The organism is Streptomyces sp. BF23-19, assembly GCF_041106355.1.
In the GTDB taxonomy this organism is placed as follows: Bacteria; Actinomycetota; Actinomycetes; order Streptomycetales; family Streptomycetaceae; genus Streptomyces; species Streptomyces virginiae_A.
Genome location: NZ_JBGBPT010000007.1, coordinates 12,107 through 38,939, shown reverse-complemented (window position 1 = coordinate 38,939; position 26,833 = coordinate 12,107). Strand labels below are relative to the sequence as shown.

Sequence of the window (26,833 nt, the reverse complement as noted above, 5' to 3'; positions counted from 1 at the left end):
GGACACCCTTCCGCCGCTCGTGGGCCGCTGTGAAATGACGAGATGACCACCTTCCTATGCGTGGCGCGCATGCCGGGAGGGGGCGGCTCGGCCATGCGTGTCACACATGGGCCGGCGCACATCCCGTCATTTCACAAGCCGGCCCCGACGTTCCGAGGATGAGGTCATGACGAACGAGAACCACAGCCGCCCCGTCCAGGACCGCGCCCCCGTGGAGGGCTGGCATGGCCGCTACTTCGAGGATTTCGCGGTGGGGGACGTGTACCGGCATCCGCTCGGACGGACCGTGCTGGAGACGGACAACTCGTGGATGACCCTGCTCACGCAGAACACGGCGCCACTGCACTTCGACCGGCACTACGCGGCGCAGACGGTGTGGGGCCGCCCCCTGGTCGACTCCACCTTCACCCTGGCCCTGGTGACCGGGCAGAGCGTCACCGACATCTCCCAGCATGTGATGGCGAACCTGGGATGGGACCGGGTCCGGCTGCCGAACCCGGTCTTCGAGGGCGACACGATCTACTCGCAGTCGGAGGTCCTGGCCGCCCGAACCTCCTCCAGCAGGCCCGACGTCGGCATCGTCAGCGTGCGTACGGTCGGCTTCAACCAGGACGGCGTCATCGTCATCACCTTCGAACGGACGCTCATGGTGTACCGGCGCGGCCACGGGCCGTCGTTCGCCACCGTGCGGCCCGTGTGGGACGAACGCTCCAGGGCGGCGGCGGGCCTGGAGAACTGACCGGGGCCGCCCCCGACGCGGGTGCTTCGGCCCGTTTCCCCCACGGCACAGGGACCCGCCGACCTTCTGGAGGCCGGCGGGTCCCTGTACGACCGGCGGACGTCGGCCGGAAGCGGACCCGCCGACGGCCGGAACGCTCTATCCGTCCAGCGCTGCCGCGAACTCCAGCAGGTCGCGGGCGTGGTCCAGGCGAGGACGGTCGATCATCTCGCCGTCCACCCGGACCGCGGCGCCCTCACTGTGTGCGGCCTTTTCCAGCACCCGGCGGGCCCAGGCGATGTGTTCGGGAGCCGGGCTGTAGGCGGCGTTCACGACGGCTGTCTGCGCCGGGTGGATGCAGAGCTTGCCCGTGAATCCGCCGGCCCGGCTCGCGTACGCCTCGGCGCGTACCGCGGCGATGTCGTCCAGCTGCATGGCGGGTCCGTCGACCGGGCCGCGCAGTCCGGCCGCGCGACTCGCGATGACCAGCCGGGTCCGGCAGTACGCCCACGCCTCGGGCGCGTCGCCCAGACCGGTCTCCCGGCGGAAGTCGGCGACACCGAAGGCGAGGGCGAAGGTGGCCCTCTCGCGGGCGATGGCGAAGGCGTTCTCCATGCCGAGCGAGGTCTCCACCAGGGCGAGGACGGGTGTGCCGGCCGGGAGGAGGGCCGCCGTCGAAGCCACGTGCTCGGCGTGCTCGGCCTTCGGCAGCATCACCCCGTCGAGGGCGGGCAGGCCGGCGACGGCTTCCAGATCGTCACGCCAGTGCTCGCTGGTGCGGTCGTTGATCCTCACCCAGACCGGTGCGTCGACGGCGCCGGGGCGGGTGAGGTGGTGGCGGGCGAGTGCTTTGCGGCCGGGGGCGACGGCGTCTTCGAGGTCCAGGACGACGGCGTCCGCCCCGGGCCGGTCCCTGCGGGGGTATCGATCGGGACGGTCCGCCGGAGTGAACAGCCACGAGCGGGCGTGCCGGGGAGCGATGGCCATCACCTCCCCCCGTGGGGAGCGGGCGGGGTGAGGCGCAGGTCGACGCGGACCATGTGCCCCTCCCCGGACGTCATGGTCTCGACGTGATCGGCGAGGTGGTCGACGATGGTGAGCCCCCGCCCGCATTCCCCGGCCGGACGCGCTGTGAAGCCGGACGGTCGCGCGCAGGGAAGAGGAGCACAATCGCGTACGTCGATGCGGAGCGTCACGCCCTCCAGGGACAGCCGAACGGCGAGCTCCGCGCCCCCGTACTGAGCGGCGTTCGCACCGAGTTCGCCGACGATCAGGAGGGCCGACTCGCGGTCGCAAGCGGCCACGCCCCAGAAGGCCAGCAGGGAAGAGGTGAAGTGGCGCACTTCGCGGACCATGTTCTTCTCGGCCGCTACGAAGACCGCTCCCAGCAGGGGCCTGGTCCGCCGCGGCTCCGGTACGGCAACCGTCTCGGCTGCACCGGGTCCAGGAGCCGGGTCCCGCGTCGGGTACCGGTTCCCACACGACCGCACAGGGACGGTGGTGGCATGAATGTTCATAGGACGATCCTCGGACCCGGTATCAGCCCTGTGAAATGACGCTTCTCGTGCCGTCCGATGCACCGCGCGCATGTTGCCAGGTCACTGGCACAAGGTGGTTCCCCTCAGCCTTCGGAGGGCTGCGCGGTGGAGCGGATGTAGTGGTGGAACCGTGCCACGACCGCGGAGCGCGGGCCCCCGGCCTGCGCGATCACTCCGATGGTCCGGAAGGCCCCCGGGTCCGCCAGGGGGACGGAGACGGCGCCTGCCGGGTGAGCGGACGCGTCACCGGTGGCGGGCACCACGGCCACGCCGAGTCCGGATGACACCAGAGAGCGGAGCGTGCTGAGTTCGGTGCACTCCATGACGATCCGCGGGGTGAAGCCGGCCGCCTCGCACAGCTTGTCCGCGACCTGGCGCAGGCCGAACTCCGGCTGAAGCGCGAGGAAGTCCTCCGCGGCCAGCTCGGCCAGCCGTACCCGGTGGTGGGAGGCGAGACGGTGGCCCACGGGCACGAGAAGGGACAGCGGCTCGTTCTGGAGCGGCGTCCAGCGCAGGGTGGTGTCGGCGGGGCGGGGACTGGTGATGCCGAGGTCCAGCCTGCCTTGCCGTACCCCGTCGACGACGGCGTCCGCGGCGCTGCCGCGCAGCTCGAACGTGGTCGCCGGTGCGATCGTGTGGTACCCGGCGAGGAGTGCGGGGACCAGCCAGGTCCCGTAGGAGTGGAGGAAGCCGAGGGTGATGGTCCCGGTGTCGGGATCGATCAGGGTGGCGATGCGCTGTTCCGCGCGGTCCATCTCGCTGATGGCACGTACCGCGTGCGCCCGGAACACCTCACCGTACTTGTTGAGGTGGAGCCGGTTCTGCTTGCGGTCGAACAACGCCACCCCCATCCGCTTCTCCAGGCGGGCGAGCGCACGGGAGAGGGTGGGCTGAGCGATGTTGAGTCGTTCGGCCGCGGAGGTCACGTGCTCGCACTCGGCAAGAGCCACGAACCACTGCAACTCTCTGATCTCCATGGAATCACCCTACGTGTGGTGCGTGATCCGCCACGGTGCCGCGGCGGGCGCGGTCACCGCCGGCCGGGCCGGCGGCGGGGAGCCGGCCCGGGCCGCGCACTGCCACCGGGCACCTCGGGGTGCCGGGCCTGGACGGTCGGCAGCGGGTGCAGACCGGGACCGCCCAGGGTGCCGGCGCGATCGACCATCAGCCTGCGCAGACACGTCTCGGCCGCCGTGTCGGCCGGTGTGAGGACGATGAGGCACTGCCCGGCCCCGTCCAGGGTGGCCAGTGTGTCGTAGTGGACGGTCAGTTCGCCGACCGAGGGATGCCTGATCCGTTTGGTGCCATGAGCCCGCTGTCTGACCGTGTGGTCGTCCCACCAAAGGGCGAACTCCCCGCCGGTCGAGCGCAGTTCCCCGATCACCTCCAGCAGCCGCGGTTCGTCGGGGTGGCGTGCGAGCGTGGCACGCAGGTTGCCCACCGTCTCGCGGGCCACCCGGGCCCAGTCCAACTGCATCTCCCGCACGCGGGGCGACAGGAACAGCATCCGGGCCACGTTGTCCGTGACGCCGGAGCCGAAGTCCTCGCCGAACAGCGCGGCCGCGGCGCTGTTGTGGGCCAGTACGTCGAACCTGAAGTCGACGAGGTAGGCGGGCAGGAGGGGCATTCCGTCCATCAGGGCGCGCAGCGACTCACTTGCCGGCAGGCACACGGGGCGGGGCACCGGCGCCTCGCCGCGGGCTATCACGTGCAGGTGCCGGCGTTCGGCGGACGACAGCCGTAGCGCCTCGGCGAGGGCGTCGAGCACCGCGGTCCCGGGCGCGCTCGCCCGCCCCTGCTCCAGCCGGACGTACCACTCGACGCTGACGGCGGCCAGCTGGGCGACCTCCTGCCGCCGCAGACCGGGTGTGCGGCGACGTCCCTGGTCCGCCAGTCCCACCTCGTCCGGCCGCAGCCGCGCCCGCATGGCCCGCAGGAACTGCGCCAGCGCCTCGTTACGCCCCGTTCGTATGTGCACCACACCTCATCATCGCCCCGCACCGCGGCCCCCTGTCCACAGCGGAGAGTGGTACGGCGCATACCAGCATCCGGAGGGCCTTCCCCGACTGTCCGCCCGGTCCGGACCATCGGTCCACCACCGAGATTCAGGAGGATCCGATGAAGAAGTCCCTGCGCACCGGCGTGGCGACGGCCGTCGTCGCCGGTGCCGCGCTCGCCACCGGTGTGGCCCTGACCGCGTCCGGAGAACCCGAGCCCACCACGCCGTCGACCGATCGTCCGGGCTACGGATACACCAAGATCCGCAGGGGCGTGCCCGACTCCGCCGAACGCTTCATGGTGACCAGCCCCGACCTGCGCGACGGCGAGGAGCTCCCGGCCGACACCTGGGCCGACGCCTTCGGCTGCACCGGCGACAACCGGCAGATCCGGCTGTCGTGGAGTGGCGCTCCGCAGGCCACCCGCAGCTACGCGATCACCATGTTCGACCCCGACGCGCCCACCGGAGCCGGATTCTGGCACTGGCTCGTCTGGGACATCCCCACCGGTCACACCGGCGTGGACACCCAACTGCCGGCCGACGCGATCACCGGAATTGGAGACTCCGGAAAGCCCGGCTACCTGGGGCCCTGCCCGCCCAGTGGCGACCTCACCCACCACTACGAGATCACGGTGTACGCACTCGACGTACCCACGCTCGGTCTGCCCGCGTCCACGCCGCCGACCGTTGCCGCGTTCACCATGTCCGGCCACATCCTCGGGTACGCGCGGATCACGGGCACGGCCGGCCGCTGACCCGTCCGCGCCCACCCGCCCGGCTCCTCCGAAGCGGCGAGCGTACGGCGCATCACGAGGCCGCGGTGTGGCATGTGGGGTGTCACTTCACGACGGCTTCGCCCTTCTCCCGGGAGACGTCGCCCGGGGAAGCCGACATCGGGGCGGGGGCCGCCCCGCCTCGGGCGAGGTGCCGGCGCCACGGTCCCTGCCGCCGGCTACCGGTGTGAACCCGCGTCCCGCCCCTCCCCGTTCCGCCACGCGCGGTAGGCGGCGACGGCCGTGGGCAGCGTGGTGAAGATCCGGTGCGCGCCCACCGACGTGGTGAGGCCGTACGTGTCCAGGTCCGCACGCAGTTCCTGTTTGACGCGGGCCAGGGCGAAGACGATGCCCCTCCGGTCGAGCTCCCGGCGCAGGGCGTCGACGGCATCGAGGGCCGTGATGTCGACCTCGACATTGGCCTCGGTGTTGAGCACGAACCACTCCACGGGCTCGGCCTGCTCGTCGACGGCGGCCAGGGCGCGGCGGCGGAAGTCCTCGGCGTTGGCGAAGAAGAGCGGGGAGTCGTAGCGGTAGACCAGCAGGCCCGGGATGGTCCGGGCCTGCTGGTAGTCGTCGACGTCGTGCATGCCCGCGACGCCGGGGACGAGGCCTTCGACGGCGTCGTGGGGGCGGGCGACGCGAGCCAGGAGTTCCGCGACGGAGAGGGCCACCGCGACGAGGACTCCGTAGAGGATGCCGAGGGTCAGTACGCCCACCGTGCAACCGAGCGCCAGGAGCAGTTCGCGGCGCCGGAAGCGGGCCAGGCGGCGGAACTCACCGATCTCGATCAGGCGTACGGCCGCGTAGATCACCACCGCGCCCAGGACCGCGGACGGCGTGTGTGCCAGCAGCGGAGAGAAGAGCAACAGCACGGCCAGCACGCCCACGGCGGCCACGAGCGAGTATCCCTGGCTGCGGGCTCCCGTCGAGTCCGCGAGGGCGGTGCGGCTCGCGCTGCTGCTCACCGGAAAGCCGTGCAGTACCCCGGCTCCGAGGTTGGCGGCGCCCATGGCCAGCAGCTCGCGATTGGCACGCAGCGGCTGTGGGTCGTCGTGGGAGATGAAGGCCCGTGCCGTGAGTACGACGTCCGAGTAGCCGACGATCAGTACTCCGAGCGCGGGCAGCAGCAGTTCCGGGAGGTCGGTGAGGGACGGGAGCGCCGGTGCGGGCAGGCCCGCCGGTACGGGTCCGATCACCTTGATCCCGTACCGGTCGTCCAGGGCGAACGCGGCCACGGCCGCGGTGGCGAGCACCAGGGCGATCAGCGGGCCGGGTACCGCCTTGGAGAGCCGGGGAACCGCGAACAGGAAGGCCAGAGCAGCGAGGCCCAGGGCGAGCGTGGGCCAGTGGATGTCGGGCACGTGCCGGACGAAGGACCAGGCCTCCCGGCCCAGTCCGGCCCCGTCGGCGGGCACGCGCGTGAGGCGGGGCAGTTGGTCCACGACCATGATCACGGCCACACCCGCCAGATAGCCGACGAGCACGGGTCGCGAGAGCAGGTCCGCGACGAAGCCCAGGCGTGCCGCCCAGGCCACCACGCACAGCAGCCCGACGATCACCGCGAGGCCGGCGGCGAGGACGGCGTACCGCGCCGGGTCACCTGCCGCGAGCGGCCCCACGGCCACGGCGGTCATCAGGGCGGTGGTGGACTCGGGCCCCACCGACAGCAGCCGCGAGGTGCCGACCAGCGCGTAGAGCACCATGGCGGGGAGTACGGCCCACAGGCCCGTCACGGGCGGCAGACCGGCCACACCCGCGTAGGCCATGACCTGCGGCACGAGATACGCGGCGACGGTCACCCCGGCCAGGAGATCGCCGCGCAGCCAACTCCGCCGGTACCCGGCCAGGCCGGGCGGCTTCAGGACCGAACCGTGAAACGCGGGCATGGAACTCCTCGGGGCCGCCGGCACCATCATCCTGCGCGTGTGTTCCGACCGCGAGGGCCGATCGGTCCGAACGATGGGCCGGCCGGACGCTCTCGCAGTTCCTCACCGTCGGCCTGTCCGACGAGCAGATCACCCGGATCGGGTCGCTCCCCGCCGGCCACGGCCTGCTGTGCGGCGCGGTCTGGTCGTCCCGGTCGAGGGCAGCCTGTCCGGCGCCGCGTACAAGGGTGGCAGGCCGGTCACCTCGGGCGGCCTCGCCACCGACGCGCTCCACGGCAGCGACGCCGGGCAGCTGACAGCCCTCGGACCCGCGGTGGCCGTCCCCCTGGGCACGGCCGCCGGGGACGGGCGGGGCGTCCTCCTCCTGGCCCGGGCGGCCTCGGAGCGCCCGACGGGTCCAGGGTGAGTTCGGGCGTGCGCGTGTCGGCGTACGGCTTCCTGTGCGCCCCAGTCGGCTGCCGCGAGGCTCTCCGGGGATCCGTCGATTCCCACCACAACGGTCTCGGTCACTGGCCCGTCCTCCGTACTGCCCCGGCTCGGGGGCGTGGTCAGAGCGCGGATCTCGGCGGCGGGACGGGACACTGGCGCCGTCGAACTTCAGCCTCGTCCTCGCCTCGGCGCTGCCGGCAGGGGCCGATGGTCCCTCCATCAGGGCCCACCCTCCCCTGCCGGCCGACTGCCGTCAGGAGCACCGTGACGGTGTCGGCCCAGTCGACGAACTTCTCGGTCTGCCCCACGAAGGAGCGGAGATGACGCAGTACCCGATCGCCGAGCTCGACGCCCACTGGCGCGCCGCCAACTACCTGGTCGCCGGACAGATCTACCTGATGGACAACCCGCTGCTGACCGAACCGCTGCGAGCGGAGCACATCAAGCCCCGACTGCTCGGCCACTGGGGCACCTCCCCCGGCCTCGACCTCGTGTACACCCACCTCAACCGGGTGATCAGGGAGCGGGGCCAAGAGGCCCTGTGCGTCTGGGGACCGGGGCACGGCGGACCCGCCGTACTGGCCAACTCCTGGCTGGAGGGCTCGTACACCGAGACGTACCCGGACATCGGCCGGGACGGCGAGGGCATGCGGAAACTGTTCCGGCAGTTCTCCTTCCCCGGCGGGGTCCCCAGTCATGTGGCGCCCGAGACCCCGGGCTCGATCCACGAGGGCGGCGAACTCGGCTACTCCCTCGCGCACGCCTACGGCGCCGCCTTCGACAACCCCGACCTGCTCGTCGCGTGCGTCATCGGCGACGGCGAGGCCGAGACGGGACCCCTCGCGGCCTCCTGGCACTCGAACAAGTTCCTCGACCCGGTCCGCGACGGCTCCGTCCTGCCGATCCTCCACCTCAACGGCTACAAGATCGCCAACCCGACCGTCCTGGCCCGCATCCCCGAGACGGAGCTGGACTCCCTGCTGCGCGGCTACGGCCACGAGCCGCTCTACGTCACGGGCAGCGATCCCCTCAGCGTGCACCAGGCCATGGCCAGGGCCATGGACCGGGCCATGGACCTCATCTCCGAGATTCGGCGCGAGGCTCGGATCGGCAAGGGCGATTTCGCCCGCCGCCCGTGGCCCATGATCGTCCTGCGGACCCCCAAGGGCTGGACGGGCCCGGCCACCGTGGACGGCGACCCCGTCGAGGGCACCTGGCGGGCCCACCAGGTCCCGCTGGCCGGCGTACGGGAGAACCCCGAGCACCTGAGGATGCTGGAGCGGTGGCTGCGTTCGTACCGGCCGCAGGAGCTCTTCGACTCCGAGGGGCGCCCCACGGAGCAGGTCCTGGCCTGCGTTCCGCCCGGTGACCTGCGCCTCGGCGCGACGGCGCACGCCGACGGCGGGCGGCTGCTGCGTCCGCTCCCGCTGCCGGACCTCGATGCCCACGCGGTCGCGGTGGACAAGCACGGCGGCTCGCTCCACGAACCCACCCGGGTACTGGGTGCCCTGCTGACGGACGTGATGAGGGAGACCGAGGAGAGGCGGGACTTCCGCGTCGTCGGCCCGGACGAGACCGCGTCCAACCGGCTCGACGACCTCTTCGACGTCACGGGCAAGGCGTGGCAGGAGGAGACCGAGCCCACCGACGTGCATCTGGCGCGCGGCGGGCGGGTGATGGAGATCCTCTCCGAGCACACCTGCCAGGGTTGGTTGGAGGGGTACCTGCTGACCGGCCGGCACGGGCTCTTCTCCACGTACGAGGCCTTCGCGCACATCGTCGACTCGATGGTCGCCCAGCACGTGAAGTGGCTGCGGACGGCGCGCGCGCTTCCGTGGCGGGCACCGATCGCGTCCCTCAACTACCTGCTGACCTCGCACGTCTGGCGCCAGGACCACAACGGCTTCTCCCACCAGGACCCCGGTTTCGTCGACCACGTGCTGAACAAGAGTCCGGAGGTCGTACGGGCCTACTTCCCGCCGGACGCGAACACCCTCCTCGTGGTGGCCGACCACGTCCTGCGCAGCCGGGACCAGGTGAACGTGATCGTCGCGGGCAAACAGCCCTGCTTCGACTGGCTGACGATGGACGAGGCCCGGACCCACTGCGCCCGCGGCGCCGGTATCTGGGACTGGGCGGGGACGGACGACGGCACGGGCGAGCCGGACGTGGTGCTGGCCTGCGCGGGTGACGTTCCGACCCAGGAGGTGCTCGCCGCTGCGGCTCTGCTGCGCGAGCACCTGCCGTCCTTGGCCGTCCGGGTCGTCAATGTCGTCGACATCGCACGGCTGATGCCCCGGGAGGAACACCCGCACGGAATGACGGACATCGAGTACGACTCCCTGTTCACCGCGGACACACCCGTGATCTTCGCGTACCACGGCTACCCGTGGCTGATCCACCGGCTCGCCTACCGCCGGACCGGCCACCCGCACCTGCACGTCCGCGGCTACAAGGAGTCGGGGACCACCACCACGCCCTTCGACATGGTGGTGCGCAACGACCTCGACCGGTACCGCCTGGTCATGGACGTGATCGACCGCGTCCCCGGCCTGGCCGGACGCGCCGCGGCCCTGCGGCAGAACATGGCCGACCAGCGGATCCGCCACCACGACTGGATCCGCGCCCACGGCACTGACCTGCCGGAGATCGTGGACTGGTCCTGGCCGTACTGACGGCGACGCCGCGTCTGACCGGATCGACGGTGCCGGGCCCACCTCCCGACGGCCCTGTGCGGTGGGAGGGCCGCCCGGGGCCGCGGTCGCGGTCGCGGTGCAGGCGAGGAGGCCGCTCGTCCTCAGGACGAGCCCGCGGGCGGGAATGGACAGCCTGCCCGTGCTCGGCTCGCCGTGCTGGAGCAGCACCTGCCAGGGACCGCTGTCCTCGTTGGTCTCCACGGCCACCCGCACGGGGATCGGGTTGTCACGGGTGGCGGCGTGGTGGGTGTCGTACCGCGGAGGAACGGCAACGACCAGGTTCAGGCGCGGCCTGCGCCGGTCTTCCCGCTCACGACGCGCTCCAGAGCTCTTGACCGTGCCGGGGAACCAGGAGCACGGGGCAGTGCGCGTGGTGGACCAAAGTGTGGGTGACCCGCCCAAGGGTGGGGCCGATGTATCCGGGCGAGCGACGGCCGCCCATGACCAGCAGGTCCGCATGATGCGATGCCTCGACGAGGATGCCTGCCACGGACACGCTCTTCTCCGCGTCCGCCTGGACGGTGAGGTCCGGGTATTCGTCGCGGATCCGGTCCGTGACGGCTTTCAGCTTCGCGACGTCCCCGACGGACTGCAGCATGTTCCACACGTGCAGCAGCCGCAGAGACGCCTTGCGCAGCTCGGCCTCACGCGCGGCGTACTGCGCGCATTCGAGGTCGTGCTCGTCCCGGACGCCGACAACGACGACCCCTGCCTCGTCGGCTTCCCCGGCTCCTCTGACCACGATCATCGGGGTCTTGGCGCCCGCCGCGGTCTTGAGACCCACCGAGCCGAGCAGGAGGGAGCCGAAGCCGCCCCGGCCTCGGTTGCCCACCACGATGGTGCCGTGCAGGGCGGCGGCCCGGTGCAGGGCTGTCACCGGATCACTTCGGCTGAATTCCGTGGTGACGTGCGCGCTCGGAAATTCGGCCCTGACCGCCTCAGCCGTTTCGTCGAGCAATCCACGACCGGCGTGCCGGACCTGTTCCACGGTCTCGGCCGACAGGTAGAGGGTCCGCCCGTCGGTGTCGGCCCCGTACACGATGTGCAGCGGACGGTCACGGCGTACGGCCTCCGCAGCGGCCCACATCGCCGCCGTGCGCGCGGAGTCGGAGCCGTCGACCCCCACGATGACCGAGCTGACGTCCGGGTGCCGGATGGTCCCTTCCATGGTTCCTCCTCGCCGAGCCGGTAAGGGCAGGTACCACGCTGACACCGGTCTGCCCTCGCCCGGAGGGCCGATCAGGGTCACGTTCGGGGCCAAAGGTCCCCATCGGGCTCTCCCGGCGCCGACCGTCGCCCGAAGCTGACCCGAACGGTCCCCGCGGAGGACCGTTCGGCCCTGCTCGCCGTCGCCGGATGTGGCGGAAGGTTGACCGTGAATCCCCAGGCAGCGGGGCCGCCGCGGGCGGCGCGAGAAGGCAGGAGGGCCTCCATGAAGCACATCAAGGTGGGAGACCTGATGACGGACGAGGTTGTGGCCGTGGTGTCGGCCACCTCCTTCAAGGATGTTGCGAAATTGCTCGCACAGCACGACATCAGCGGGCTGCCCGTGGTCGACGACGAGGACCGGGTCGTCGGCGTCGTCTCCGAGACCGATCTCCTGATCAGGCAGGGAGCGCCTGTCGCCCCACGCTCCGAGGCCTCCCCCTTCGCCGAAGTCACGGCGGGCGAGGTGATGTCCACCCCGGCGGTGACCGTCCACGCGGAAGAGACCGCGGCCGACGCGGCACGCCTCATGACACGCCGTAGCGTGGAACGCCTTCCCGTCGTGGACGAGGAGGAACGTCTCGTCGGTATCGTCACGCGGCGTGACCTGCTTCGGCTCTTCCTCCGTCCGGACGCCGAGATCCGGCGCCGGGTGATCGATGACGTCCTCCGCGACGTCCTCGACGTGCGTGCCGACGTGGTCGAGGTGCACGTCGTGGACGGGGTCGTCGCGTTGTCCGGCGTGGTGGACCGACAGAGCCAGGTTCCGGTCCTGGTCCGTCTGGTCGAACAGCTCGAGGGTGTGGTGGCGGTCTCGTCCAGAGTCACCGGCCGCATCGACGATTCGTTGCTCGCCCCTCCGACGCGAGCGTCCCGGAGCATGCCGTGGTGACCGGCGGGGCCGGGACGCCCTGACGGCGAAGGACTGGCACGGGTGGTCCCGAGGACGGGGGTAGGGACGGGGGGTAGGGACGGGGCCGGTCGGTCCTGGGCAGGGCCACATGGTCCCGCTCTCCCATTCCCGGATCGGGGTGACTCTGGAGGTACGGCACACGCAACCGTGTGAAACGGAGGAGGGCATGCCATGAGACACCATGTGACCGTCGGCGTCGACGGTTCGCCCGAGAGCCGGGCAGCAGCGCGCTGGGGCGCCCAGGAGGCCGTTCTACGGAACGTTCCGCTTCGCTTGGTCCACGCCGTCGATTGGCCCATGGCCCCGGCGATCCCCCGGATGGGCCGCGAGAAGGTCGACCGGTGGGCCGACGAGGCACTCGCCGAAGCGGCACAGGAGCTGCGGGGCCGCCATCCCCGTACGGAGATCACCACTCGATGCCTTTCCGGCCGGCCCGCCGTCATCGCCCACGACTGAGGCCGCACGCACAGAGAGGAACTGTCCCGTGTCCGCACAGCGCTTGGACGCCGAGAGCGTCATTCCCCTCATCGAAGACGCCGTCGCGGCGCCTTCCATGCACAACGCCCAGCCCTGGAAGTTCGTTCTCCGGCCGGACACCGCGGTACTCGAACTGCGTGGCGATCCCGAACGGGCGATGCCGCGCGCCGACCCTGACCACCGCGCCCTCCATCTGGGCTGCGGCGCGGCGCTGTTCAACCTGCGGGTATCGGCAGCGTCAGCGGGCTGTCCCGCGATCGCGGAGCTCCTTCCCGACGGTCTCGACCCCTGGCTGCTCGCCCGGATCCGGTTCCGGTCCTCCTCTGAGGCCGATCGGGATCTGATCCCGCTGCATCCAGCCGTTCGAAGCCGGCACTCCAGCCGGTTCCCGTTCACCGAGGAGCGGATCCCGACTCCCCTGCTGGACGCTCTGTGCGCCGCCGCCCGGTTGGAGGGCTGCCGTCTGGTCGTGCCGGACGCCTGGCACACCGAGACCGTGCTCGGTGTGGTCCGCGACTCCGAGCACCGTGAAGCCATTGACCCGGCGCTCCGAGACGAAACGTCCGCGTGGACACATGCGGCGGACGGCGGCGAACAGGAGCGGAGCGACGGCATCCCTGTGTCCGCGTTCGGCCCCCGCCCCTCCGGCAGGTCCTCCCCGGTCCGTGACTTCGGCCGGTCACAGCCCGTGTCAGGGCGTGGCTGGGCCGTTTTCGAGGAGCATCCTCAGATCGCCCTGCTGGGCACGTCCGAGGACACCCCTACGGACTGGCTCCGTGCGGGACAGGCTCTGGAACGCGTCCTGCTCCAGGCCACCGCCGACGGCCTCGTCAACTCGATGACTTCGCAGCCTCTGGAATGGCCCGAGCTCCGCTGGACGGTGCGGGATCCCCTCGCGCCGATGGGGCACGTGCAGATGGTCATCCGGCTGGGCTACGGGCCCCAGGGGCCGGCAACTCCCCGCAGAGCGGTCGCGGAATTCTTCGACGTCGTCGGTCGGCCGGAGCCGACTCCCCGGTGAGCATGGACAGATCCGCCGCGATGCCCCCTCGGTCGGCCGAGCGACGCACCGCCTCACGATCCCGCAGTCCCCTCTCCCCGTTCCCGTTCGCGACGCAACGGCGGTAGGGGCTCCGAAGGGTCAAGGGCGCCGCTGAGCTGTGGGCCCAGCTCGGCGACCTCCGGGCGTGCGGGCGCCTCAGTCGTCACCGGCCCCCCGGCCGTGCCGCGGCCGCCCGAACCAGCCTGGTTCGACGCGTTCCCATCCGTGCTCCCACTCCGCGAGGTTGCGTGCTTCGAGGCGGCGAAGCCGCAGGAGGACGACGCCGGCGCCCGCGAGTGTGATCAGGCCCGCGCTGCCCGCTCCCGCCGCAACTGCGTCCGACGCCGCTTCGGCCCCGGTTCGGGGGGCCGAGGTCACCGCGCCGGTGTCGTCGACCCACAGCGTGACGGTGTGCCCCACGGGTGTCCCTGCCAGGACGGGGAGGGCGGAGGCGTGGTGGGAGCCCGCGGGAAATTCCCACTCCACACGGGCTGTTGTGGTGGCGGCGCCGGCCCGGGTCGAGACGTGGCGCGCGGGTTCGCCGATCGTGGTCGCTTTCACCGGATGGTGGTGCCGTGCCTGCTCCGCGGCCGCACGCAGTCCGTTGTCCATGGTGGTCAGTCCCACCTCGACCCCACAGGCCACGGCGAGAAGGCACGACAGCACGAAGATGACGAGCCAGCGGCTGCGCGTACGATCCGTCGCCCGCCGGAGCGGGTTGGCCCGCGCATGGTGCCTGTGCTGTCGATTCGTGGGGGCGTCCTGTGAACCCCTGTGCCCTGGTCCGGACGAGCTTCGGTGGAACATGTCGCACCTCCGCGCTGCAACGGAGCGGCCGCTCAGTGGGCAGCGGTGAGTTCGGCACTGATGTGATGGGCCCCGCTCCGGATCTGCTCCGGATTGCGGAAGTCTCCGCCCTTGCCCGCCCGGACCATGGCCCGGGCGATGAATCCCGGCGTGCACGAGGTGACGCTGCCGAAGGTCCGGTGCTCGCGCGCCCCGATTCGCTCCATCTCCCGGGCCACAGCGGGCACGGGCGGAATCCCGTGCTGCTCTGCGCTGCTGTCGACCGGGCCACTGCAGAACAGCCGGACCGGCCGGTGTTCGAGGTGGTCGGCGTTGCGTTTCGCGCAGCGCTTGGCCTTGCCGCTCCAGTGACCGGCGTAGGGGGCCCCGCCCAGCACCACGGCGTCGTAGCCCCGTACGTCGTTCACGTCGTCGGCGGGAAGCACGGTGGCATCGACGCCGTCCTCCCGGAGGGTCCGGCCGATCTGTGAGGCGATGCCGGCCGTCGCGCCGTGCTTGCTGCCGTAGGCCACGAGCACGCTCTTCTGCGTCATGACGACTCTCCGTTCCCACTCATCACCGGCCGCTTCGGCCGGACCGATCCGCCGTAGAGCCCCGAGTGGTCCTTCGCTTCCGTGCTCTCAGTCTGCTCCGCGCGGAAGGCTCTGCGCCTCCGCTCGATCCGGGCACCTGACATCGGTCCAGGCAGCCGTCGAAGGCGGTCTTCCGAGCGGCCGCGTGGAGCACCGCGGAATCGAGCAGGACGCCGTCGGTGTCGAGGACGACGGCACGGATCGGTTTCACTGACGGACCACGCGACGGCCGGTGACCCGGACGGGGGTGACCGACATCCAGTGCGTACGGTGTCCGCCCGCCCAGGGCAGGGAGCGTGCGAGGGCGTCCAGGCGCTGCCGGGCATCGCCGTCGGTGACGCCGGCGACTTCGCCGACAACCATCACGCTCCAGCCCTGCTTCATCGCGTCGTCGATGTGGTCGACCTCGAACGCCACCTCGGTGCCCGCGGCACGGGCGAGCAGCGCCTCGCCGGAGGTCCGGAAGGCGATGTCGTCCCCGGCGACGACGTAGTTGACCGGGACGATCGCGGGTCCTACGGCGGTGCAGATCGCGACGCGGCCTATGCCGTGGGTCGAGAGCAGCCGACGGCATTCCGCCTCACCGAGCTCCACGAGTTCGGTGTCCCGCCAGGCGGTCCCTCGGCCCGGCGGTTGATCCACGGTGGCACCGGTCAGTTCGGCGACGGTGGTCCCCAGCGCGTCGGCGAGCCGTAGCAGCGAACCGGCGCCGGGGTCGGCGGCCCGCTCCTCCAGGTAGGCGATGTACGAGGCGTCCGCCCCGCAGCGATCGCCCACCTGCTCGCGGGTGAGGCCGAGTCCTACGCGCCGGGCGGCGATGCGCCGGCCCAGGTCGGTGCGTCCGACGTCCTGTGCGGGCTTGGGTGCCGTGCTGGGCATGACGGTCACTTCCCCGGGGTCTGCACGGTCAGGGTGTCGTGCCGCGGGCCGCCCAGCGCCACCTTGAGGGCTCCGGTCTCGGCTGCGCGCGAGAAGACGTCGTACGCCTCCTCCATCTGCCCGAGCTCGAAGCGGTGGGTGATCAGCGAGGCCGCGGGGAGGCGGCCGGCGGCCACCATCTTCAGCAGCATCGGTGTCGAGTAGGTGTCGACGAGGCCGGTGGTGAGGGTGACGTCCTTGATCCAGAGGTCTTCGAGGTGGAGGGTGGCAGGCTTGCCGTGAACGCCGATGTTGGCGACGTGGCCGCCGGGGCGGACCATCCTCGTGCACATCTCGAAGGCTTCCGGCACGCCGACCGCCTCCATGACGACATCGGCCCCGAGCCCGTCGGTCAGGTCCTCGACCAGCTGCTCGGGCTGCTCGTCCGCACGTGCCGTCGCGTCCGCGCCCAGTTCGCGGGCGGCGGCCAGCCGGGAGTCGGCGAGGTCGACGGCGATGATCCGGCCGGGGCTGTAGAGCTGGGCGGTCGCGATGGCGGCCAGGCCGATGGGGCCGACGCCGACCACGACCACCGTGTCGCCGGGCTGGACCTTGCCGTTCAGGACGCCCACCTCGTAGGAGGTGGGGAAGATGTCGGCGAGCAGTACGGCGTCATAGCTGTCGACTGCGCTGGGCAGCGGGTGCACGGACAGGTCCGCGAAGGGCACGCGGACGTACTCGGCCTGCGTGCCGTCGATGGTGTGGCCCAGGACCCAGCCGCCGCCTCCGCGGCACTGGCCGTAGTGGCCCTCGCGGCAGAACCGGCAGCGGCCGCAGGAGGAGATGCAGGAAATCAGCACCCGGTCGCCGGGACGGACACTGCGGACGTCACCGCCGGTCTCGACGACGGTACCGACCGCTTCGTGGCCCAGAATGCGGCCCGGGGTCACCTCGGGAACGTCACCCTTGATGATGTGCAGGTCGGTGCCGCAGATGGTGACCGCGTCGACGCGGACCACCGCATCGGCGGCGTCCTTGATGCTCGGGTCCGGAACGTCCTGCCAGGAGGTCTGCCCCGGGCCGTGGAAGACGAGTGCCTTCATGACGCCGCCCTTCCCTTCCTGTCTCGTCAGGTATCGGTATCGCCAGCCTGACTCCTCGGACGGCGGCGCGCATGGGCCGGACGGCCCCCAGCCGGGGCCTGTCGGGCCCCTCCCGGCGGCGGGGTCCGGAGTGGATGGTGAAAGCCGCGACCGGACCCTGACCCGAAGGAGGGCTGGTCATGTCCGAGACAGCCCCGAGCACCCCTGCCGCCCCGACCTCACGCCCTGCGCTGCTCCGGTTCCTGGGCGGTGTGCGGACGGTCACCGGCAGCAAGTTCAAGCTCACCGTTCCGGACGGTGCGCTGCATGGCCGCGGGCGGGGTCCTCGGTGGGGCCGGCCTGCGGGGCGCGGGTTCCGGGGCGGGCCGTGAGGTGGGAGAGCGTGCCGGTCAGCTCCAACAGCCTTTCCAGCTGCGGGGGCCGCCCGACGAGGTGCAGGACCGCGCCGGCCTCGTCGGTACGGCGGCGGACCATCAACAGGGCTGACAGGCCGCTCGGGTCGACGGTGGTCAGGCCGGTGCAGTCCAGCCGCACCGTGCGCGGCCGACGGTGGTCGGACAGCGCGCCGCTGACGGCCTCGACGAGGAGGTCGGCGTACCGGCGGTCGAGATCGCCCCGGAGTTCTACGCGCAGGGTGTCCTCGACATGTCGGCACGACAGGCGGAGCGGGGTGGCGGGCGAGTGCGTCATTCGGCGGTCCGGGCGACGTCGCGGCGGGTGAGGCGAGCGGCGCCGGCGCGGAGCACGGCGCAGGCTCTCGGGAAGTCGCCGAGCCGGCGGCGCAGCAGCGTCAGGGCGGGCAGCAGGGAGGCGGCCGGGACGCGGCGGGCGTTCAGGACGTCCGCGGTCCAGAGCAGGAAACCGCAGAACAGTTCCTCGTCGCCGGTGTACAGGGCGGTGGCGAGGAACTCCACGATGTGGGAGAGGTCTTCGGCGGTGCGTTCACGCTGTACGTCCGTGTAGTCGCGCAGGGCCGGGTAGGCGTCCTCCAGCTCGACGAGGACCTCGCGGACCAGGCGGGGCCGGCTGCGGGCGACGAGGGTGTACTCCTGGTCCTTCAAGTGCGGTAGGTCGTCGATCATTTGGTGGCCGGGGCGGGGTTGGGGCAGCGGCCCGCGGGCCAGGTCGTCGGCGGCGGTGCGGGCATCGGGCGCCCACGCGTCCGCGCCCAGCAGACGCGCGTAGCGGCCGCCGGGGCCGAACGCGGCTCCGCCGACGATGACGGGGGTCCCGACGGCCTGGCAGGCGGTGATCGTGGCGTGTGCGGTGGGCAGGCGGGTGGGGACGGAGCTGGAGAGGGCCACCGCGTCGGGCCCGGTGCGGTGCAGGTGGGCGAGCAGGTGCGGGGTGGGTACCTGGGCGCCGAGGTAGTCGACGCGCCACCCGCGCATCCGCAGCACCTCGGCGAGCAGCCGCGCGGGCAGGGCGTGCCATTCGCCGTCCACACAGGCCACCGTGATGCGGCCCCGGTGGGGCTCCGTCCGTGCCGCGGGGTGCAGGGCCAGTGCCGCGACGGCCCGATCGTTGATGGCGGTCGCGGCGTGTTCCTGGGCGACGGTGATGCGGTTCGCGGCCCATTCCTCGCCCACCCGCCCCTGCACGGGACCGATCACGTCCAGCAGGACCGCCTCGGGGTCGAGGCGGTCGTCGAGCGCCTGGACGACGGCCCGGACCGCGGCGGGTTCGTCGAGGGCCATGACGGCTTCCCATACCCGCTCGGCCAGGGCCTCCGTGCGGGTGGTGCGGGTGGTGGGGGCCGTGCCGTGCTGTGGAGTCATGCGGTGAACCTTCCCCGGGTGTGGCCGTCCACCGCGCTGAGGTGATTGGTTCGCGGTGCGGAGATCACCACGATCGCCATGTCGTCGTGCCTACCGCCGCCCACCCACTGCGAGGCGATCATCTGCACGTGTTCCACCACTGCCTCGGCGGGTATGGCGGCGCACTCCGACAGGGCTCGTTGCAGTCGCTCCTCGCCGAACATCACGTCGCCCAGCGGGCCGCCGCGTGCCTCGCTGATCCCGTCGGTGTACAGGACGCAGGCGTCGCCGGGTGCCAGGGTCACCGAGACCGTCTCGGTGGAGATGTCCGGCAGCACGCCCACCAGGGTGCCTTTCGTGGGGGCCGGCTCGATGCGTCCGTCGGAGCGCAGGACGAGGGGGGCGGGGTGGCCGGCGCTGGTCAGCCGAAGCCGTACGTTGTTGCCGTCACGGGCCGCGGAGGCCAGCACCATCGTCGCGAACCGGGTGCTCTCGGAGTTCAGCAGTGCGGAGTTCAGCAGGCTGAGCATCCGCTGGTGGTCGTCCGCCATGGGCAGCAGCGCGTGCAGGGTGTTGCGGATCTTCCCGGTCATGACGGCGGCCTCGAGCCCCTTGCCGCAGACGTCGCCGAACACCACGAGCGACGCGTCGCCGTCAGCGGTGGCGGGGTGGACGTCGTAGAAGTCGCCGCCGACCCGTTCGTGGTCCTTCGCGGGGCGGTAGCCGCCCGCGTACTCCACTCCGGCGACCTGGTGCAGGACGGGCGGCAGCAGCTCCCGCATCAGGGTGTCGGTGATCGACGCCTGCTCGGCGTAGAGGCGGGCCGCCGACATCGCCGCGCCGGCACGGGCGGCGAACAGCCGCGCGAAGACCTCCTCGCTCTCGGTGAAGGCGGGGGCGCCGGTGCCGCGCAGGAGGACCAGGGCGCCGGCGGGCACCCCGTGGCCGGGCAGCGGCGTGATGACGATCGACCCCACGCCGTCGAGGTCGTCCGGAACCAGCCAGGTCGGCGCGGCGCCGGGGTCGATCCACCGGGACGGGACGGGCGGGAACCCCTGCAGGGCCTCGGCCAGCCCCGGTACCGCGCCGGGGTCGACGGCCAGGAATTCCACCGACGGGGTGCCGCCGCGGACGCAGGTCACCACCGGCAGCTCGGAGCCGCGTGCGGGGGCGATGACCAGGGCCGCGTCCGTGAGGTGCTCCGCCGCCAGCTGCGCGGTGACGTCCATGCAGCGGTCGAGGTTCAGCGAGGACAGCAACAGGTTGGACGAGCGGACCAGGAACGCCGTGCGCTCCCGCTCCGTCCGCAGTGCCTCCCGGGCGACCCGGTGTCCGGTGTCGTCCACCAGCCACCACACCACCGTGCCGTCGTCACGGACCGTGGGACGTGCCTCGAACGACCCCTCGCCCACCGGTCCCCGCACGGCCCGGTCCGCCCCGTCGGCCGACCGCCGCGCCGCGGGCACGTCGTCGGCCGCGTGCCGCGCGTGGGCCGATGCCAGCCACGCGGGCACCGCGTCGGCCAGGTTCACACCCGGTCGGGCTCGCGGGAAGACCACTCGGGCCGCCTCGTTGACGAACACCAGGTGCGCCTGGGGACCGACCGCGAGCACGGGGTACGGGGCCTCGCTCCACCGGAAGTCCGCTGCCGGTGAACCGGATGTCATCTGCGGGGAAGGAACCACACATCGAAGGCCCGCTGTGCGAACCCCTCACCTCTTCGTCCAGACGGAAACCAAGACGGAAACATCATTGCCCTGCGGCAACCATCCTCCATGTACCGCGCCCGCCGCAACCGGGCCCCCGTACGGCAGGGTGACGAGCCGTCACCCGCGCGGATGGCGGGGGCAGGTCACGTACGCGCGGGAGGGACTCCGTGGCCTCCTGGGCCCCGGGTGTAGGAGGATGTCGGGGTGACCGGAGAAGAAGCGGTCGTCACGACGACCATCGACCGAGGCGTAGCGCTCGTCAGCCTGCGCGGTGAGATCGACGAGGACCATGCGCCCGCCCTGGCCCGGGCGCTCGCGGCAACGGCGGCGAGCGGCCTCGCGCTCACGGTGGTGGACCTCTCCCGTACTCGGTTCGCGGACTCCTCCGTCCTGCACGCCCTGTTCGACGCCCAGCGGGCCCACCGGGCCGCGGGAGTGACCCTGGTCCTCGCCGGCCCGCTGCAGGCGGCGGTGCGGCGGCTGTTCGAGGTCACCGGGGCCGCCTCCGCCTTCCGTATGGCGGACTGTCTGGAGACAGCGATGACGCCATGAACACCTCACCCGCCTCCGAAGACTCCCCGAGCCCCGACGAGCAGCGGCCGGGCCGCCCGCCGGAATCCGCGGCCGCCGCCCGCGCGCGGGTCTGCGAGGTGCTGCGGCTGGCCGGCGTGGGTCTCGACAGCGTCACCGCGGCGGACGCCCTGCTGGTCACCTCGGAACTCGTCACCAACGCGATCCGCCACGGCGGCGGCGTCACCGCCTTCCGAGCCGCCATCGCCGATGACGTCCTGCTCCTGTCCATCGGCGACGCGGACCCCAGGCTGCCCGCCCCTCGTACGGGGACGGTCGAGCGCCCGGGCGGGTACGGCTGGCCGCTCGTCCAGCGCCTCGCCGAGCGGGTGGACTGCCGTACGCACCCCCACGGCAAGACGATCAGTACCGTTCTGCGCCTCGCCTGAGGGGCCGGCCCCTCACAGGAAGCGGCGCAGCGGGCGCACCGACAGCTCCTGTGCGCGGTGCAGGAGGGAGCGCCGCTTCCAGCGCGTGCCGGCGATCCGCTCGCAGGCCCCCAGGTCCTGGTCGTAGTGCTCGTCCAGGGTCCGCGTGACGTCCGGGTCCATCACGGCGAGCATGACCTCCTCGTCGTGGTCGAGGGAGCGGCGGTTGAAGTTCGACGAGCCGATGAGGGAGACCACCCCGTCCATGGTCATGATCTTGGCGTGCATCATCGTCGGCTGGTACTCGTGGATGTGCACGCCGGCGGCGGTGAGCGCCTCGTAGTGGTGCCGGCCCGCGAGTTGGCACACCCGCTTGTCGGTGTGCGGCCCGGGCAGCAGGATCTCGACCGTGACGCCCCTGCGGGCCGTGGCGCTGAGCAGGTCGACGAAGAAGTCGTCGGGAGCGAAGTAGGCGGTCGCCAGGCGCACGCGCTCCTCGGCCGATTCGAGGATCACCCGCATCAGCGTCTGCATGTCCTGCCAGCCGAAGGCGGCCGAGCCGCGCACCACCTGGACGATGGCGGAACCGGCGGGCTCATGGGGCACGAAGCGGTCGCGCGCGTCGAAGAGTTCGGGGTGGCACTCGGCCCAGTTCTGGGCGAAGGCCGCGGCGATCCCGTCGACGGCGGGCCCCCGGACCTCGGCGTGCGTGTCGCGCCATTCGCGCGGGCCGCGGGCGTCGCCGCACCATTCCTCCGCGATGCCCACGCCGCCGGTGAAGGCGGTGTGCTCGTCGACGACGAGGACCTTGCGGTGGCAGCGGTGGTTCTGCTTGAGCGGGGAGAGGAAGGCGGGTCTGCGGAACCAGGCGATGTCGACCCCGGCCTCGTCCATCCGGTCCAGCAGGTCCTGCTCGATCAGGCGGCTGCCGAAGCCGTCGAGAAGCAACCGCACCCGTACGCCTTCTCGTGCGCGCTCGGCGAGGGCCTCGGCGAACCGGCGGGCGATGGAGCCCTTCCAGTAGACGAAGGTCATCATGTCGATCGTGTGGCGGGCGGAGCCGATGGCCTCGAGCATCGCGGTGAAGATCTCGTCGCCGTTGCGCAGGGGGCGTACGGAGTTCCCCTCGGTCGCGGCGATGCCGATCAGCCGCTCCAGTCGGCGGCGGATGCGGTGGATGCGCTCGTCGGCCGGGGTGGCGGCGGGCCCGGGCAGGGGTGACGGCGCGGTGCGGTCGGCTCCGGCAACGGCGGTTCGTATCTCGGCGACTTCGGTGTCGGTGACTTCGGTGTGTGTCATCAAGGGCTCCTCGGGCCGGGCGCCGCGCGCCGTGGTTGCGGCCCGCTCGCGGGTAGGACCCGCGGCGGAACCGATGGTTGTCGGATGCCCTTCTGGCCCGGATCGCGGGTCTCAAACGCCGCCGGGTGCCCTTCGCCTCCTCTCCGTGGCGGCGATCAGCGGCTGCGGGGTGGAACGACCATGGTCGTCGCCTCGGCCACGCCGGGCGCGGTGGCGAACGCCAGGTCGGCCCCGGTGATCTCCAGGATCCGGGCCATGCGGGGTGGTACGGTCCCCGCCAGGACCACCGGCCGCTCCAGCGCGGGTTGCAGCAGGACGCTGAGCGCGGTCGAGTCGATGAAGGTCACCCCGGCGACGTCCAGGACGAACCGGGCGACACCCGATGCCCGGGGATCCATCGCGATCCGTAGCTCGGCCACGGTGTCCATGTCGAACTCACCCGCCATCACGACGATGCGCACATCCCCTTCGGATCGCGTCTCGACGTGACTGCGTGCCTCGGCTTCGTGCGTGTCCCAGCTCATGGCCGTCTTCCCCACATTCCTTCGTGCGCTTGCGGCTCGTCGCCTGTGTGTCCGGTCCTCACCGTGTGCGGGGCAGCTTGACGACGGTGATGAAGAAGTCGTCGATCTGCTGGATCGCCCTGACGAACTGGTCGAGGTCGACCGGCTTCGTCACGTAGGCGTTCGCGTGGAGCTTGTAGCTGCGCAGGATGTCCTCCTCGGCGGCCGAGGTGGTGAGCACGACCACCGGGATGTGGCTCAGCTCCGGGTCCGTCTTGATCTGTTCGAGCACCTGCCGGCCGTCGTACTTGGGCAGGTTCAGGTCGAGCAGGATCAGGTCGGGGCGGGGCGCGTCCGCGTGCTCGCCCCGGCGGTAGAGGAAGTCCAGCGCCTCCAAGCCGTCGCGCACCACGTGCAGCACGTTCCCGATCTTGTTGTCCTCGAAGGCCTCGCGGGTCATCAGCTCGTCGCCCGCGTCGTCCTCGACCAGCAGGACTTCGGCGGGGGCGGCCTGCGGCCGGTCGGTGGGCATGCTCATCGGCGGTTTCCTTCGGTGGATACGGGGAGCGGCGCGGCGTCAGCGGCGACGTCAGCGGCGACGTCAGCGGCGACGGGCAGGGTGAAGACGATCCGGGTGCCCCCGGTGTGGGCGGTGTCGATCCGGATGTGGCCGCCGGCGTGCTCGACGATCTTCTTGCAGAGCGAGAGGCCGATTCCCGTTCCGCCGTACGTCTCCCGGGCGTGCAGCCGTTGGAAGATGACGAAGACCTTCTCGGCGAACTCGGCGGGAACACCGATGCCGTTGTCGGTGACGGCGAAGGTCCTGAAGCCCGGTTCCACGGCGGGGTCGTCGACCTCCGTGACCTCGACGTGCGGAACGCGGTCGGGCGAGCGGAACTTGACGGCGTTGCCGATCAGGTTCTGCCAGAGCATCGTCAGGAGCGTGGGGTCACCCACCACGTCCGGGAGCCGCTCGGGCCGGGTGATCTCGGCACCGCTCTCCTCCACGGCGGCGGCCAGGTTGCGCAACGCCCGGTCCAGGGCGCCGTCCAGCGCGACCGTCTCGCGCGCGTCCTGGACCCGCCCCACCCGGGAGAAGGTCAGCAGGTCGTTGATGAGCACCTGCATGCGCTTGGCGCCGTCCACGGCGAAGTTGATGTATTGGGTGCCTCGGGCGTCGAGCTGGTCCCCGTAGCGCTTCTCCAGCAGCTGGCAGAAGGAGGCCACCTTGCGCAGCGGTTCCTGGAGGTCGTGCGAGGCCACGTACGCGAACTGCTCCAACTCGGCGTTGGAACGGCGCAGCTCCGCCGCCTGCGCGTCGAGTTCGGCGGCCGTCCGGTCGAGTCGCTCGGCGGTGCGACGTGACGCGTTCAGCTCGGCGACGGTGCGGTGGCGCATGGCTTCCACCGCGCGCGCCAGGGCCCGTAGGTCGGAGGGGCCCCGCAAGGGGATCTCCTCCTCGAAGGCTCCGTCGGCGACGCGCTGGGAGGCGGTCCGTACCAGGCCCAACGGCCGCAGCACGCCCACGTGGAGCAGAACCGCGAGACAGCCGCCCGTCAGCAGGAAGGCCACGATGATGGCCAGGAGGATGTGGTCGCGCTGTGTGCGCGCTTCGCCGAACGTGGTGCGTGCTTCGGACTGGATGCGGTCCAGGCGTGCTTGTTGCGCGGTGATCCGCCGGCGGACCTCGTCGAAGCGGTCCTTGCCGGCCTGGAGCGAGGGTGGGGGGCTGCCACTGTCCACGGAAGTGATGGCGGGGATCGCGAACTCGTCGCGCCAGACCCGCGCGGCCTCCTCGACGGCCGCCAGGTCCCCGCGTACGCCGGCCTCGCCGTCGAGGACCGTCGCCAGGCGCTCGGTGGCCTTGCGCTCGTTGACCAGGCCGCGTTCGTACGGCTCCAGCAGCGCGCGTTCGTCGGCCAGCAGGTAGCCGCGGACGCCCGTCTCCTGGTCCAGGAGGGCCGTCTCCAGGCGGAGCGCGTCCCGCTGGGCGGGCAGGATCCCGTCGACGAGGCGGTTTCCGGCCGTGGTCGTGTGCGACAGGAGGGCGGCTCCGAGGGCGCCCGTGCCGACGACCATGAGGGCCAGCACGGCCAGCACGGTGGTCAGCCAGCCCTGCAGGCTCGGGACGCGGCGGTCCGGGGCCCGTACTCGGGACTTCGCTGCCTGCTGTGCGGGGGAGGTCACGTGGGGGTGTTCCATTCGAGGTGGAGTACGGCGACGTCGTCGGCCAGGCCGCCCCAGTCCGCGGCGAGGCCCTGCGCCGCGTGGATGAGGGAGTCGACGAAGGGTTCGGCGGGCAGGTCGGTGTGCTTGCGGGCGATCTCCAGGAGACCGGCTTCGTCGAGGCGGTCGGAGCCGGGTCCGATGCGCCCTTCGATCAGACCGTCGGTGAACAGCATCACGGCGCCGCCGGCTTCCACCGGGACCTCGGTGACGGGCCAGCCCGCTCCCCATCCGGGCAGGATCCCCAGCGCCGGCCCGCCGGGCACCGTCCGCAGCTCCACCCCGGCCGCGGAGCGGACCAGGAAGCCGGGATGCCCCGCACGCTGCACGGAGACGGCGCGGCTGCCGGGAGCGCGGGTGAGGGAGACCAGGGTGGCGAAGATCTCCGGGCCGGACCTCTCCGCCAGCAGGATCTGCTCCAGCAGCCCGAGCAGTTCGGCGTCGCGGGCCCCGGCCATCACGAAGGCCCGCCAGGCCACGCGCAGGCACACGCCGAGCGCCGCCTCGCTCGGACCGTGGCCGGATACGTCTCCCACGACGGCGTGCGTGGACCCGTCGGAGGTCTGGACGACGTCGTAGAAGTCCCCGCCCAGCAGGGTCTGGGCGCGTCCGGGGTGGTAGCGGGCGCAGACGGTGACGGCGTCGGCCGGGTCGCCCCGCAACAGCGGCGTCGGCAGCAGACCGCGTTCGAGGCGCGCGTTCTCCTCGGCCCGGAGTCGGCCGGCTTCCAGGGCGACCGCCGCGAGTTCGGTTCGCTTGCGCTGGATCGCGTACCGGATGGCCCGCATGAAGACGTCGGGCTCCAGACGCCCCTTGACCAGGTAGTCCTGCGCTCCGGCCGCGACGGCGCTCAACCCCGCCCGTTCCTCCGACAGCCCGGTCAGAACGACCACGGCGGCCTCGGCGGACACGGCCAGGACCTTCTTCAGACCGTCCAGGCCCTGGGCGTCGGGCAGGTTCAGGTCGAGCAGGACGCACTCGGGCGCTTCGGCCGCCAGCATGTCCAGGGCGTCGGCGAGGGAGGCGGCGCGGCCGAGGCGGACGTCGATCCCGCTGTCGTCCACGAGCTCCTCGACGAGCACGGCGTCACCCTCGTCGTCCTCGATGAGCAGGACGTACGGCGGTACGCCGTTCCACAGGGCCAGGGAATCGTCCGGTTCCGCGGCGGAGGCCTGCCGGGGTGGATTCGCCGCCTGCTGAGATGGCGTGCGGGGCGCTGGGGGTCGGGCCCCCAGCCCGAGAGTGCTCGCCATGGCGTCGCGTCTGTCCCTTCTTCGCCGCTGGAGGCGGACGCCCGACGGACGCCTGGTTGCGCTGGGCAAGCGTAGAATGATCATTTGCCGTAAGGCAATGTTTTACGAACTCAATGATTGTGCCGTAC

27 protein-coding genes and 1 pseudogene are annotated in these 26,833 nt (G+C 71.8%); 9 read left to right on the top strand and 19 right to left on the bottom strand.

What is annotated here, in order from left to right; translation table 11 throughout:
* Positions 1 to 166: 166 nt before the first annotated feature.
* On the top strand, positions 167 to 739 hold the full coding sequence (locus tag AB8A24_RS06235) for a MaoC family dehydratase (protein WP_328964952.1): 573 nt from the start codon (positions 167 to 169) through the stop codon (positions 737 to 739).
* Positions 740 to 877: 138 nt separating this feature from the next.
* Here AB8A24_RS06235 and AB8A24_RS06230 read toward each other — a convergent pair whose 3' ends face one another.
* The 4 genes from AB8A24_RS06230 to AB8A24_RS06215 form a co-directional block, all read right to left on the bottom strand.
* Positions 878 to 1,705, bottom strand: coding sequence for a CoA ester lyase (locus AB8A24_RS06230; protein ID WP_328964951.1), 828 nt, complete (start codon positions 1,703 to 1,705; stop codon positions 878 to 880).
* Complete coding sequence (locus AB8A24_RS06225) at positions 1,705 to 2,235, bottom strand: ATP-binding protein (protein ID WP_328964950.1); 531 nt, start codon at positions 2,233 to 2,235, stop codon at positions 1,705 to 1,707. The genes AB8A24_RS06230 and AB8A24_RS06225 overlap by 1 nt, the downstream gene beginning before the upstream one ends.
* A gap of 104 nt (positions 2,236 to 2,339) precedes the next feature.
* A complete protein-coding gene (locus AB8A24_RS06220; RefSeq protein WP_328964949.1) occupies positions 2,340 to 3,233 on the bottom strand; it encodes a LysR family transcriptional regulator in 894 nt (297 codons plus the stop codon).
* Between the two features lie 53 nt (positions 3,234 to 3,286).
* Complete coding sequence (locus tag AB8A24_RS06215; protein ID WP_369475059.1) at positions 3,287 to 4,234, bottom strand: helix-turn-helix transcriptional regulator; 948 nt, start codon at positions 4,232 to 4,234, stop codon at positions 3,287 to 3,289.
* A 140-nt stretch (positions 4,235 to 4,374) separates the two neighbouring features.
* Here AB8A24_RS06215 and AB8A24_RS06210 point away from each other — a divergent pair, with 140 nt between their 5' ends.
* Entirely contained in the window at positions 4,375 to 5,010 is a 636-nt protein-coding gene (locus tag AB8A24_RS06210; RefSeq protein WP_369475058.1) for a YbhB/YbcL family Raf kinase inhibitor-like protein, read from the top strand.
* A gap of 197 nt (positions 5,011 to 5,207) precedes the next feature.
* On the opposite strand, the gene AB8A24_RS06205 is transcribed toward AB8A24_RS06210, so the two are convergent.
* A complete protein-coding gene (locus tag AB8A24_RS06205; protein ID WP_369475056.1) occupies positions 5,208 to 6,917 on the bottom strand; it encodes a SulP family inorganic anion transporter in 1,710 nt (569 codons plus the stop codon).
* Positions 6,918 to 7,086: 169 nt separating this feature from the next.
* On the opposite strand from AB8A24_RS06205, the gene AB8A24_RS06200 reads away from it, so the two are divergent.
* The gene (locus AB8A24_RS06200; protein ID WP_328964945.1) at positions 7,087 to 7,323 is read left to right on the top strand and encodes a hypothetical protein; all 237 of its coding nucleotides are present in this window, start codon (positions 7,087 to 7,089) and stop codon (positions 7,321 to 7,323) included.
* Between the two features lie 343 nt (positions 7,324 to 7,666).
* Positions 7,667 to 10,021 (top strand): phosphoketolase, encoded by a 2,355-nt coding sequence (locus AB8A24_RS06195; RefSeq protein WP_369475054.1) that lies wholly within the window; start codon positions 7,667 to 7,669, stop codon positions 10,019 to 10,021.
* A gap of 331 nt (positions 10,022 to 10,352) precedes the next feature.
* Here the strand turns inward: AB8A24_RS06195 and AB8A24_RS06190 are convergent, their stop codons facing one another.
* Positions 10,353 to 11,210 (bottom strand): universal stress protein, encoded by an 858-nt coding sequence (locus tag AB8A24_RS06190; RefSeq protein ID WP_369475052.1) that lies wholly within the window; start codon positions 11,208 to 11,210, stop codon positions 10,353 to 10,355.
* A gap of 264 nt (positions 11,211 to 11,474) precedes the next feature.
* Between AB8A24_RS06190 and AB8A24_RS06185 the strand changes: the two genes are divergently transcribed.
* From AB8A24_RS06185 to AB8A24_RS06175, 3 genes are all read left to right on the top strand, one after another.
* Positions 11,475 to 12,140, top strand: coding sequence for a CBS domain-containing protein (locus AB8A24_RS06185; protein WP_328964941.1), 666 nt, complete (start codon positions 11,475 to 11,477; stop codon positions 12,138 to 12,140).
* 192 nt (positions 12,141 to 12,332) lie between these two features.
* On the top strand, positions 12,333 to 12,617 hold the full coding sequence (locus AB8A24_RS06180; protein ID WP_328964940.1) for a universal stress protein: 285 nt from the start codon (positions 12,333 to 12,335) through the stop codon (positions 12,615 to 12,617).
* 28 nt (positions 12,618 to 12,645) lie between these two features.
* A complete protein-coding gene (locus AB8A24_RS06175) occupies positions 12,646 to 13,659 on the top strand; it encodes a nitroreductase family protein (protein WP_328964939.1) in 1,014 nt (337 codons plus the stop codon).
* Positions 13,660 to 13,836: 177 nt separating this feature from the next.
* On the opposite strand, the gene AB8A24_RS06170 is transcribed toward AB8A24_RS06175, so the two are convergent.
* From AB8A24_RS06170 to AB8A24_RS06135, 8 genes and pseudogenes are all read right to left on the bottom strand, one after another.
* Positions 13,837 to 14,307, bottom strand: coding sequence for a hypothetical protein (locus AB8A24_RS06170; protein WP_369475049.1), 471 nt, complete (start codon positions 14,305 to 14,307; stop codon positions 13,837 to 13,839).
* A 212-nt stretch (positions 14,308 to 14,519) separates the two neighbouring features.
* A complete protein-coding gene (locus AB8A24_RS06165) occupies positions 14,520 to 15,020 on the bottom strand; it encodes a flavodoxin domain-containing protein (protein WP_369475047.1) in 501 nt (166 codons plus the stop codon).
* A gap of 148 nt (positions 15,021 to 15,168) precedes the next feature.
* A pseudogene (locus AB8A24_RS06160) lies at positions 15,169 to 15,270 on the bottom strand (hydrolase); the annotation flags it as partial.
* Positions 15,267 to 15,938, bottom strand: coding sequence for a pyridoxamine 5'-phosphate oxidase family protein (locus tag AB8A24_RS06155; RefSeq protein ID WP_328964936.1), 672 nt, complete (start codon positions 15,936 to 15,938; stop codon positions 15,267 to 15,269). The pseudogene AB8A24_RS06160 and the gene AB8A24_RS06155, both read right to left, overlap by 4 nt.
* 5 nt (positions 15,939 to 15,943) lie before the next feature.
* Positions 15,944 to 17,020: a zinc-dependent alcohol dehydrogenase family protein gene (locus AB8A24_RS06150; RefSeq protein ID WP_369475046.1), complete on the bottom strand. Its 1,077-nt coding sequence runs from the start codon at positions 17,018 to 17,020 to the stop codon at positions 15,944 to 15,946.
* A gap of 282 nt (positions 17,021 to 17,302) precedes the next feature.
* Positions 17,303 to 17,710, bottom strand: coding sequence for an STAS domain-containing protein (locus AB8A24_RS06145; RefSeq protein ID WP_328964934.1), 408 nt, complete (start codon positions 17,708 to 17,710; stop codon positions 17,303 to 17,305).
* Positions 17,707 to 18,798: a cobalamin-dependent protein gene (locus AB8A24_RS06140; protein WP_328964933.1), complete on the bottom strand. Its 1,092-nt coding sequence runs from the start codon at positions 18,796 to 18,798 to the stop codon at positions 17,707 to 17,709. The genes AB8A24_RS06145 and AB8A24_RS06140 overlap by 4 nt, the downstream gene beginning before the upstream one ends.
* Positions 18,795 to 20,444: a PP2C family protein-serine/threonine phosphatase gene (locus tag AB8A24_RS06135; protein ID WP_369475045.1), complete on the bottom strand. Its 1,650-nt coding sequence runs from the start codon at positions 20,442 to 20,444 to the stop codon at positions 18,795 to 18,797. Before AB8A24_RS06135 ends, AB8A24_RS06140 begins: the two co-directional genes overlap by 4 nt.
* A 246-nt stretch (positions 20,445 to 20,690) precedes the next feature.
* On the opposite strand from AB8A24_RS06135, the gene AB8A24_RS06130 reads away from it, so the two are divergent.
* Together AB8A24_RS06130 and AB8A24_RS06125 are read left to right on the top strand one after the other, a co-directional pair.
* A complete protein-coding gene (locus tag AB8A24_RS06130; RefSeq protein ID WP_328964931.1) occupies positions 20,691 to 21,038 on the top strand; it encodes an STAS domain-containing protein in 348 nt (115 codons plus the stop codon).
* On the top strand, positions 21,035 to 21,445 hold the full coding sequence (locus tag AB8A24_RS06125) for an ATP-binding protein (protein WP_266386725.1): 411 nt from the start codon (positions 21,035 to 21,037) through the stop codon (positions 21,443 to 21,445). Before AB8A24_RS06130 ends, AB8A24_RS06125 begins: the two co-directional genes overlap by 4 nt.
* 12 nt (positions 21,446 to 21,457) lie before the next feature.
* Here AB8A24_RS06125 and AB8A24_RS06120 read toward each other — a convergent pair whose 3' ends face one another.
* From AB8A24_RS06120 to AB8A24_RS06100, 5 genes are all read right to left on the bottom strand, one after another.
* Positions 21,458 to 22,723, bottom strand: coding sequence for a phospholipase D-like domain-containing protein (locus tag AB8A24_RS06120; RefSeq protein WP_328964930.1), 1,266 nt, complete (start codon positions 22,721 to 22,723; stop codon positions 21,458 to 21,460).
* Between the two features lie 155 nt (positions 22,724 to 22,878).
* Positions 22,879 to 23,247, bottom strand: a complete 369-nt coding sequence (locus AB8A24_RS06115; RefSeq protein WP_328964929.1) for an STAS domain-containing protein — start codon at positions 23,245 to 23,247, stop codon at positions 22,879 to 22,881.
* Between the two features lie 58 nt (positions 23,248 to 23,305).
* A complete protein-coding gene (locus AB8A24_RS06110; RefSeq protein ID WP_266386734.1) occupies positions 23,306 to 23,764 on the bottom strand; it encodes a response regulator in 459 nt (152 codons plus the stop codon).
* Positions 23,761 to 25,428 (bottom strand): ATP-binding protein, encoded by a 1,668-nt coding sequence (locus AB8A24_RS06105; protein WP_369475044.1) that lies wholly within the window; start codon positions 25,426 to 25,428, stop codon positions 23,761 to 23,763. Before AB8A24_RS06105 ends, AB8A24_RS06110 begins: the two co-directional genes overlap by 4 nt.
* The gene (locus tag AB8A24_RS06100; protein ID WP_328964927.1) at positions 25,410 to 26,705 is read right to left on the bottom strand and encodes a SpoIIE family protein phosphatase; all 1,296 of its coding nucleotides are present in this window, start codon (positions 26,703 to 26,705) and stop codon (positions 25,410 to 25,412) included. Before AB8A24_RS06100 ends, AB8A24_RS06105 begins: the two co-directional genes overlap by 19 nt.
* Positions 26,706 to 26,833: the final 128 nt, after the last annotated feature.

What these genes read in the sequence shown, in the direction of transcription:
- AB8A24_RS06235 (WP_328964952.1), top strand. Translation starts at nt 167, where the DNA reads ATGACGAACGAGAACCACAGCCGCCCCGTCCAGGACCGCGCCCCCGTG.
- AB8A24_RS06230 (WP_328964951.1), bottom strand. Translation starts at nt 1,705, where the DNA reads ATGGCCATCGCTCCCCGGCACGCCCGCTCGTGGCTGTTCACTCCGGCG.
- AB8A24_RS06225 (WP_328964950.1), bottom strand. Translation starts at nt 2,235, where the DNA reads ATGAACATTCATGCCACCACCGTCCCTGTGCGGTCGTGTGGGAACCGG.
- AB8A24_RS06220 (WP_328964949.1), bottom strand. Translation starts at nt 3,233, where the DNA reads ATGGAGATCAGAGAGTTGCAGTGGTTCGTGGCTCTTGCCGAGTGCGAG.
- AB8A24_RS06210 (WP_369475058.1), top strand. Translation starts at nt 4,375, where the DNA reads ATGAAGAAGTCCCTGCGCACCGGCGTGGCGACGGCCGTCGTCGCCGGT.
- AB8A24_RS06205 (WP_369475056.1), bottom strand. Translation starts at nt 6,917, where the DNA reads ATGCCCGCGTTTCACGGTTCGGTCCTGAAGCCGCCCGGCCTGGCCGGG.
- AB8A24_RS06195 (WP_369475054.1), top strand. Translation starts at nt 7,667, where the DNA reads ATGACGCAGTACCCGATCGCCGAGCTCGACGCCCACTGGCGCGCCGCC.
- AB8A24_RS06190 (WP_369475052.1), bottom strand. Translation starts at nt 11,210, where the DNA reads ATGGAAGGGACCATCCGGCACCCGGACGTCAGCTCGGTCATCGTGGGG.
- AB8A24_RS06185 (WP_328964941.1), top strand. Translation starts at nt 11,475, where the DNA reads ATGAAGCACATCAAGGTGGGAGACCTGATGACGGACGAGGTTGTGGCC.
- AB8A24_RS06180 (WP_328964940.1), top strand. Translation starts at nt 12,333, where the DNA reads ATGAGACACCATGTGACCGTCGGCGTCGACGGTTCGCCCGAGAGCCGG.
- AB8A24_RS06165 (WP_369475047.1), bottom strand. Translation starts at nt 15,020, where the DNA reads ATGACGCAGAAGAGCGTGCTCGTGGCCTACGGCAGCAAGCACGGCGCG.
- AB8A24_RS06155 (WP_328964936.1), bottom strand. Translation starts at nt 15,938, where the DNA reads ATGCCCAGCACGGCACCCAAGCCCGCACAGGACGTCGGACGCACCGAC.
- AB8A24_RS06150 (WP_369475046.1), bottom strand. Translation starts at nt 17,020, where the DNA reads ATGAAGGCACTCGTCTTCCACGGCCCGGGGCAGACCTCCTGGCAGGAC.
- AB8A24_RS06145 (WP_328964934.1), bottom strand. Translation starts at nt 17,710, where the DNA reads ATGACGCACTCGCCCGCCACCCCGCTCCGCCTGTCGTGCCGACATGTC.
- AB8A24_RS06140 (WP_328964933.1), bottom strand. Translation starts at nt 18,798, where the DNA reads ATGACTCCACAGCACGGCACGGCCCCCACCACCCGCACCACCCGCACG.
- AB8A24_RS06135 (WP_369475045.1), bottom strand. Translation starts at nt 20,444, where the DNA reads ATGACATCCGGTTCACCGGCAGCGGACTTCCGGTGGAGCGAGGCCCCG.
- AB8A24_RS06125 (WP_266386725.1), top strand. Translation starts at nt 21,035, where the DNA reads ATGAACACCTCACCCGCCTCCGAAGACTCCCCGAGCCCCGACGAGCAG.
- AB8A24_RS06120 (WP_328964930.1), bottom strand. Translation starts at nt 22,723, where the DNA reads ATGACACACACCGAAGTCACCGACACCGAAGTCGCCGAGATACGAACC.
- AB8A24_RS06115 (WP_328964929.1), bottom strand. Translation starts at nt 23,247, where the DNA reads ATGAGCTGGGACACGCACGAAGCCGAGGCACGCAGTCACGTCGAGACG.
- AB8A24_RS06110 (WP_266386734.1), bottom strand. Translation starts at nt 23,764, where the DNA reads ATGAGCATGCCCACCGACCGGCCGCAGGCCGCCCCCGCCGAAGTCCTG.
- AB8A24_RS06105 (WP_369475044.1), bottom strand. Translation starts at nt 25,428, where the DNA reads ATGGAACACCCCCACGTGACCTCCCCCGCACAGCAGGCAGCGAAGTCC.
- AB8A24_RS06100 (WP_328964927.1), bottom strand. Translation starts at nt 26,705, where the DNA reads ATGGCGAGCACTCTCGGGCTGGGGGCCCGACCCCCAGCGCCCCGCACG.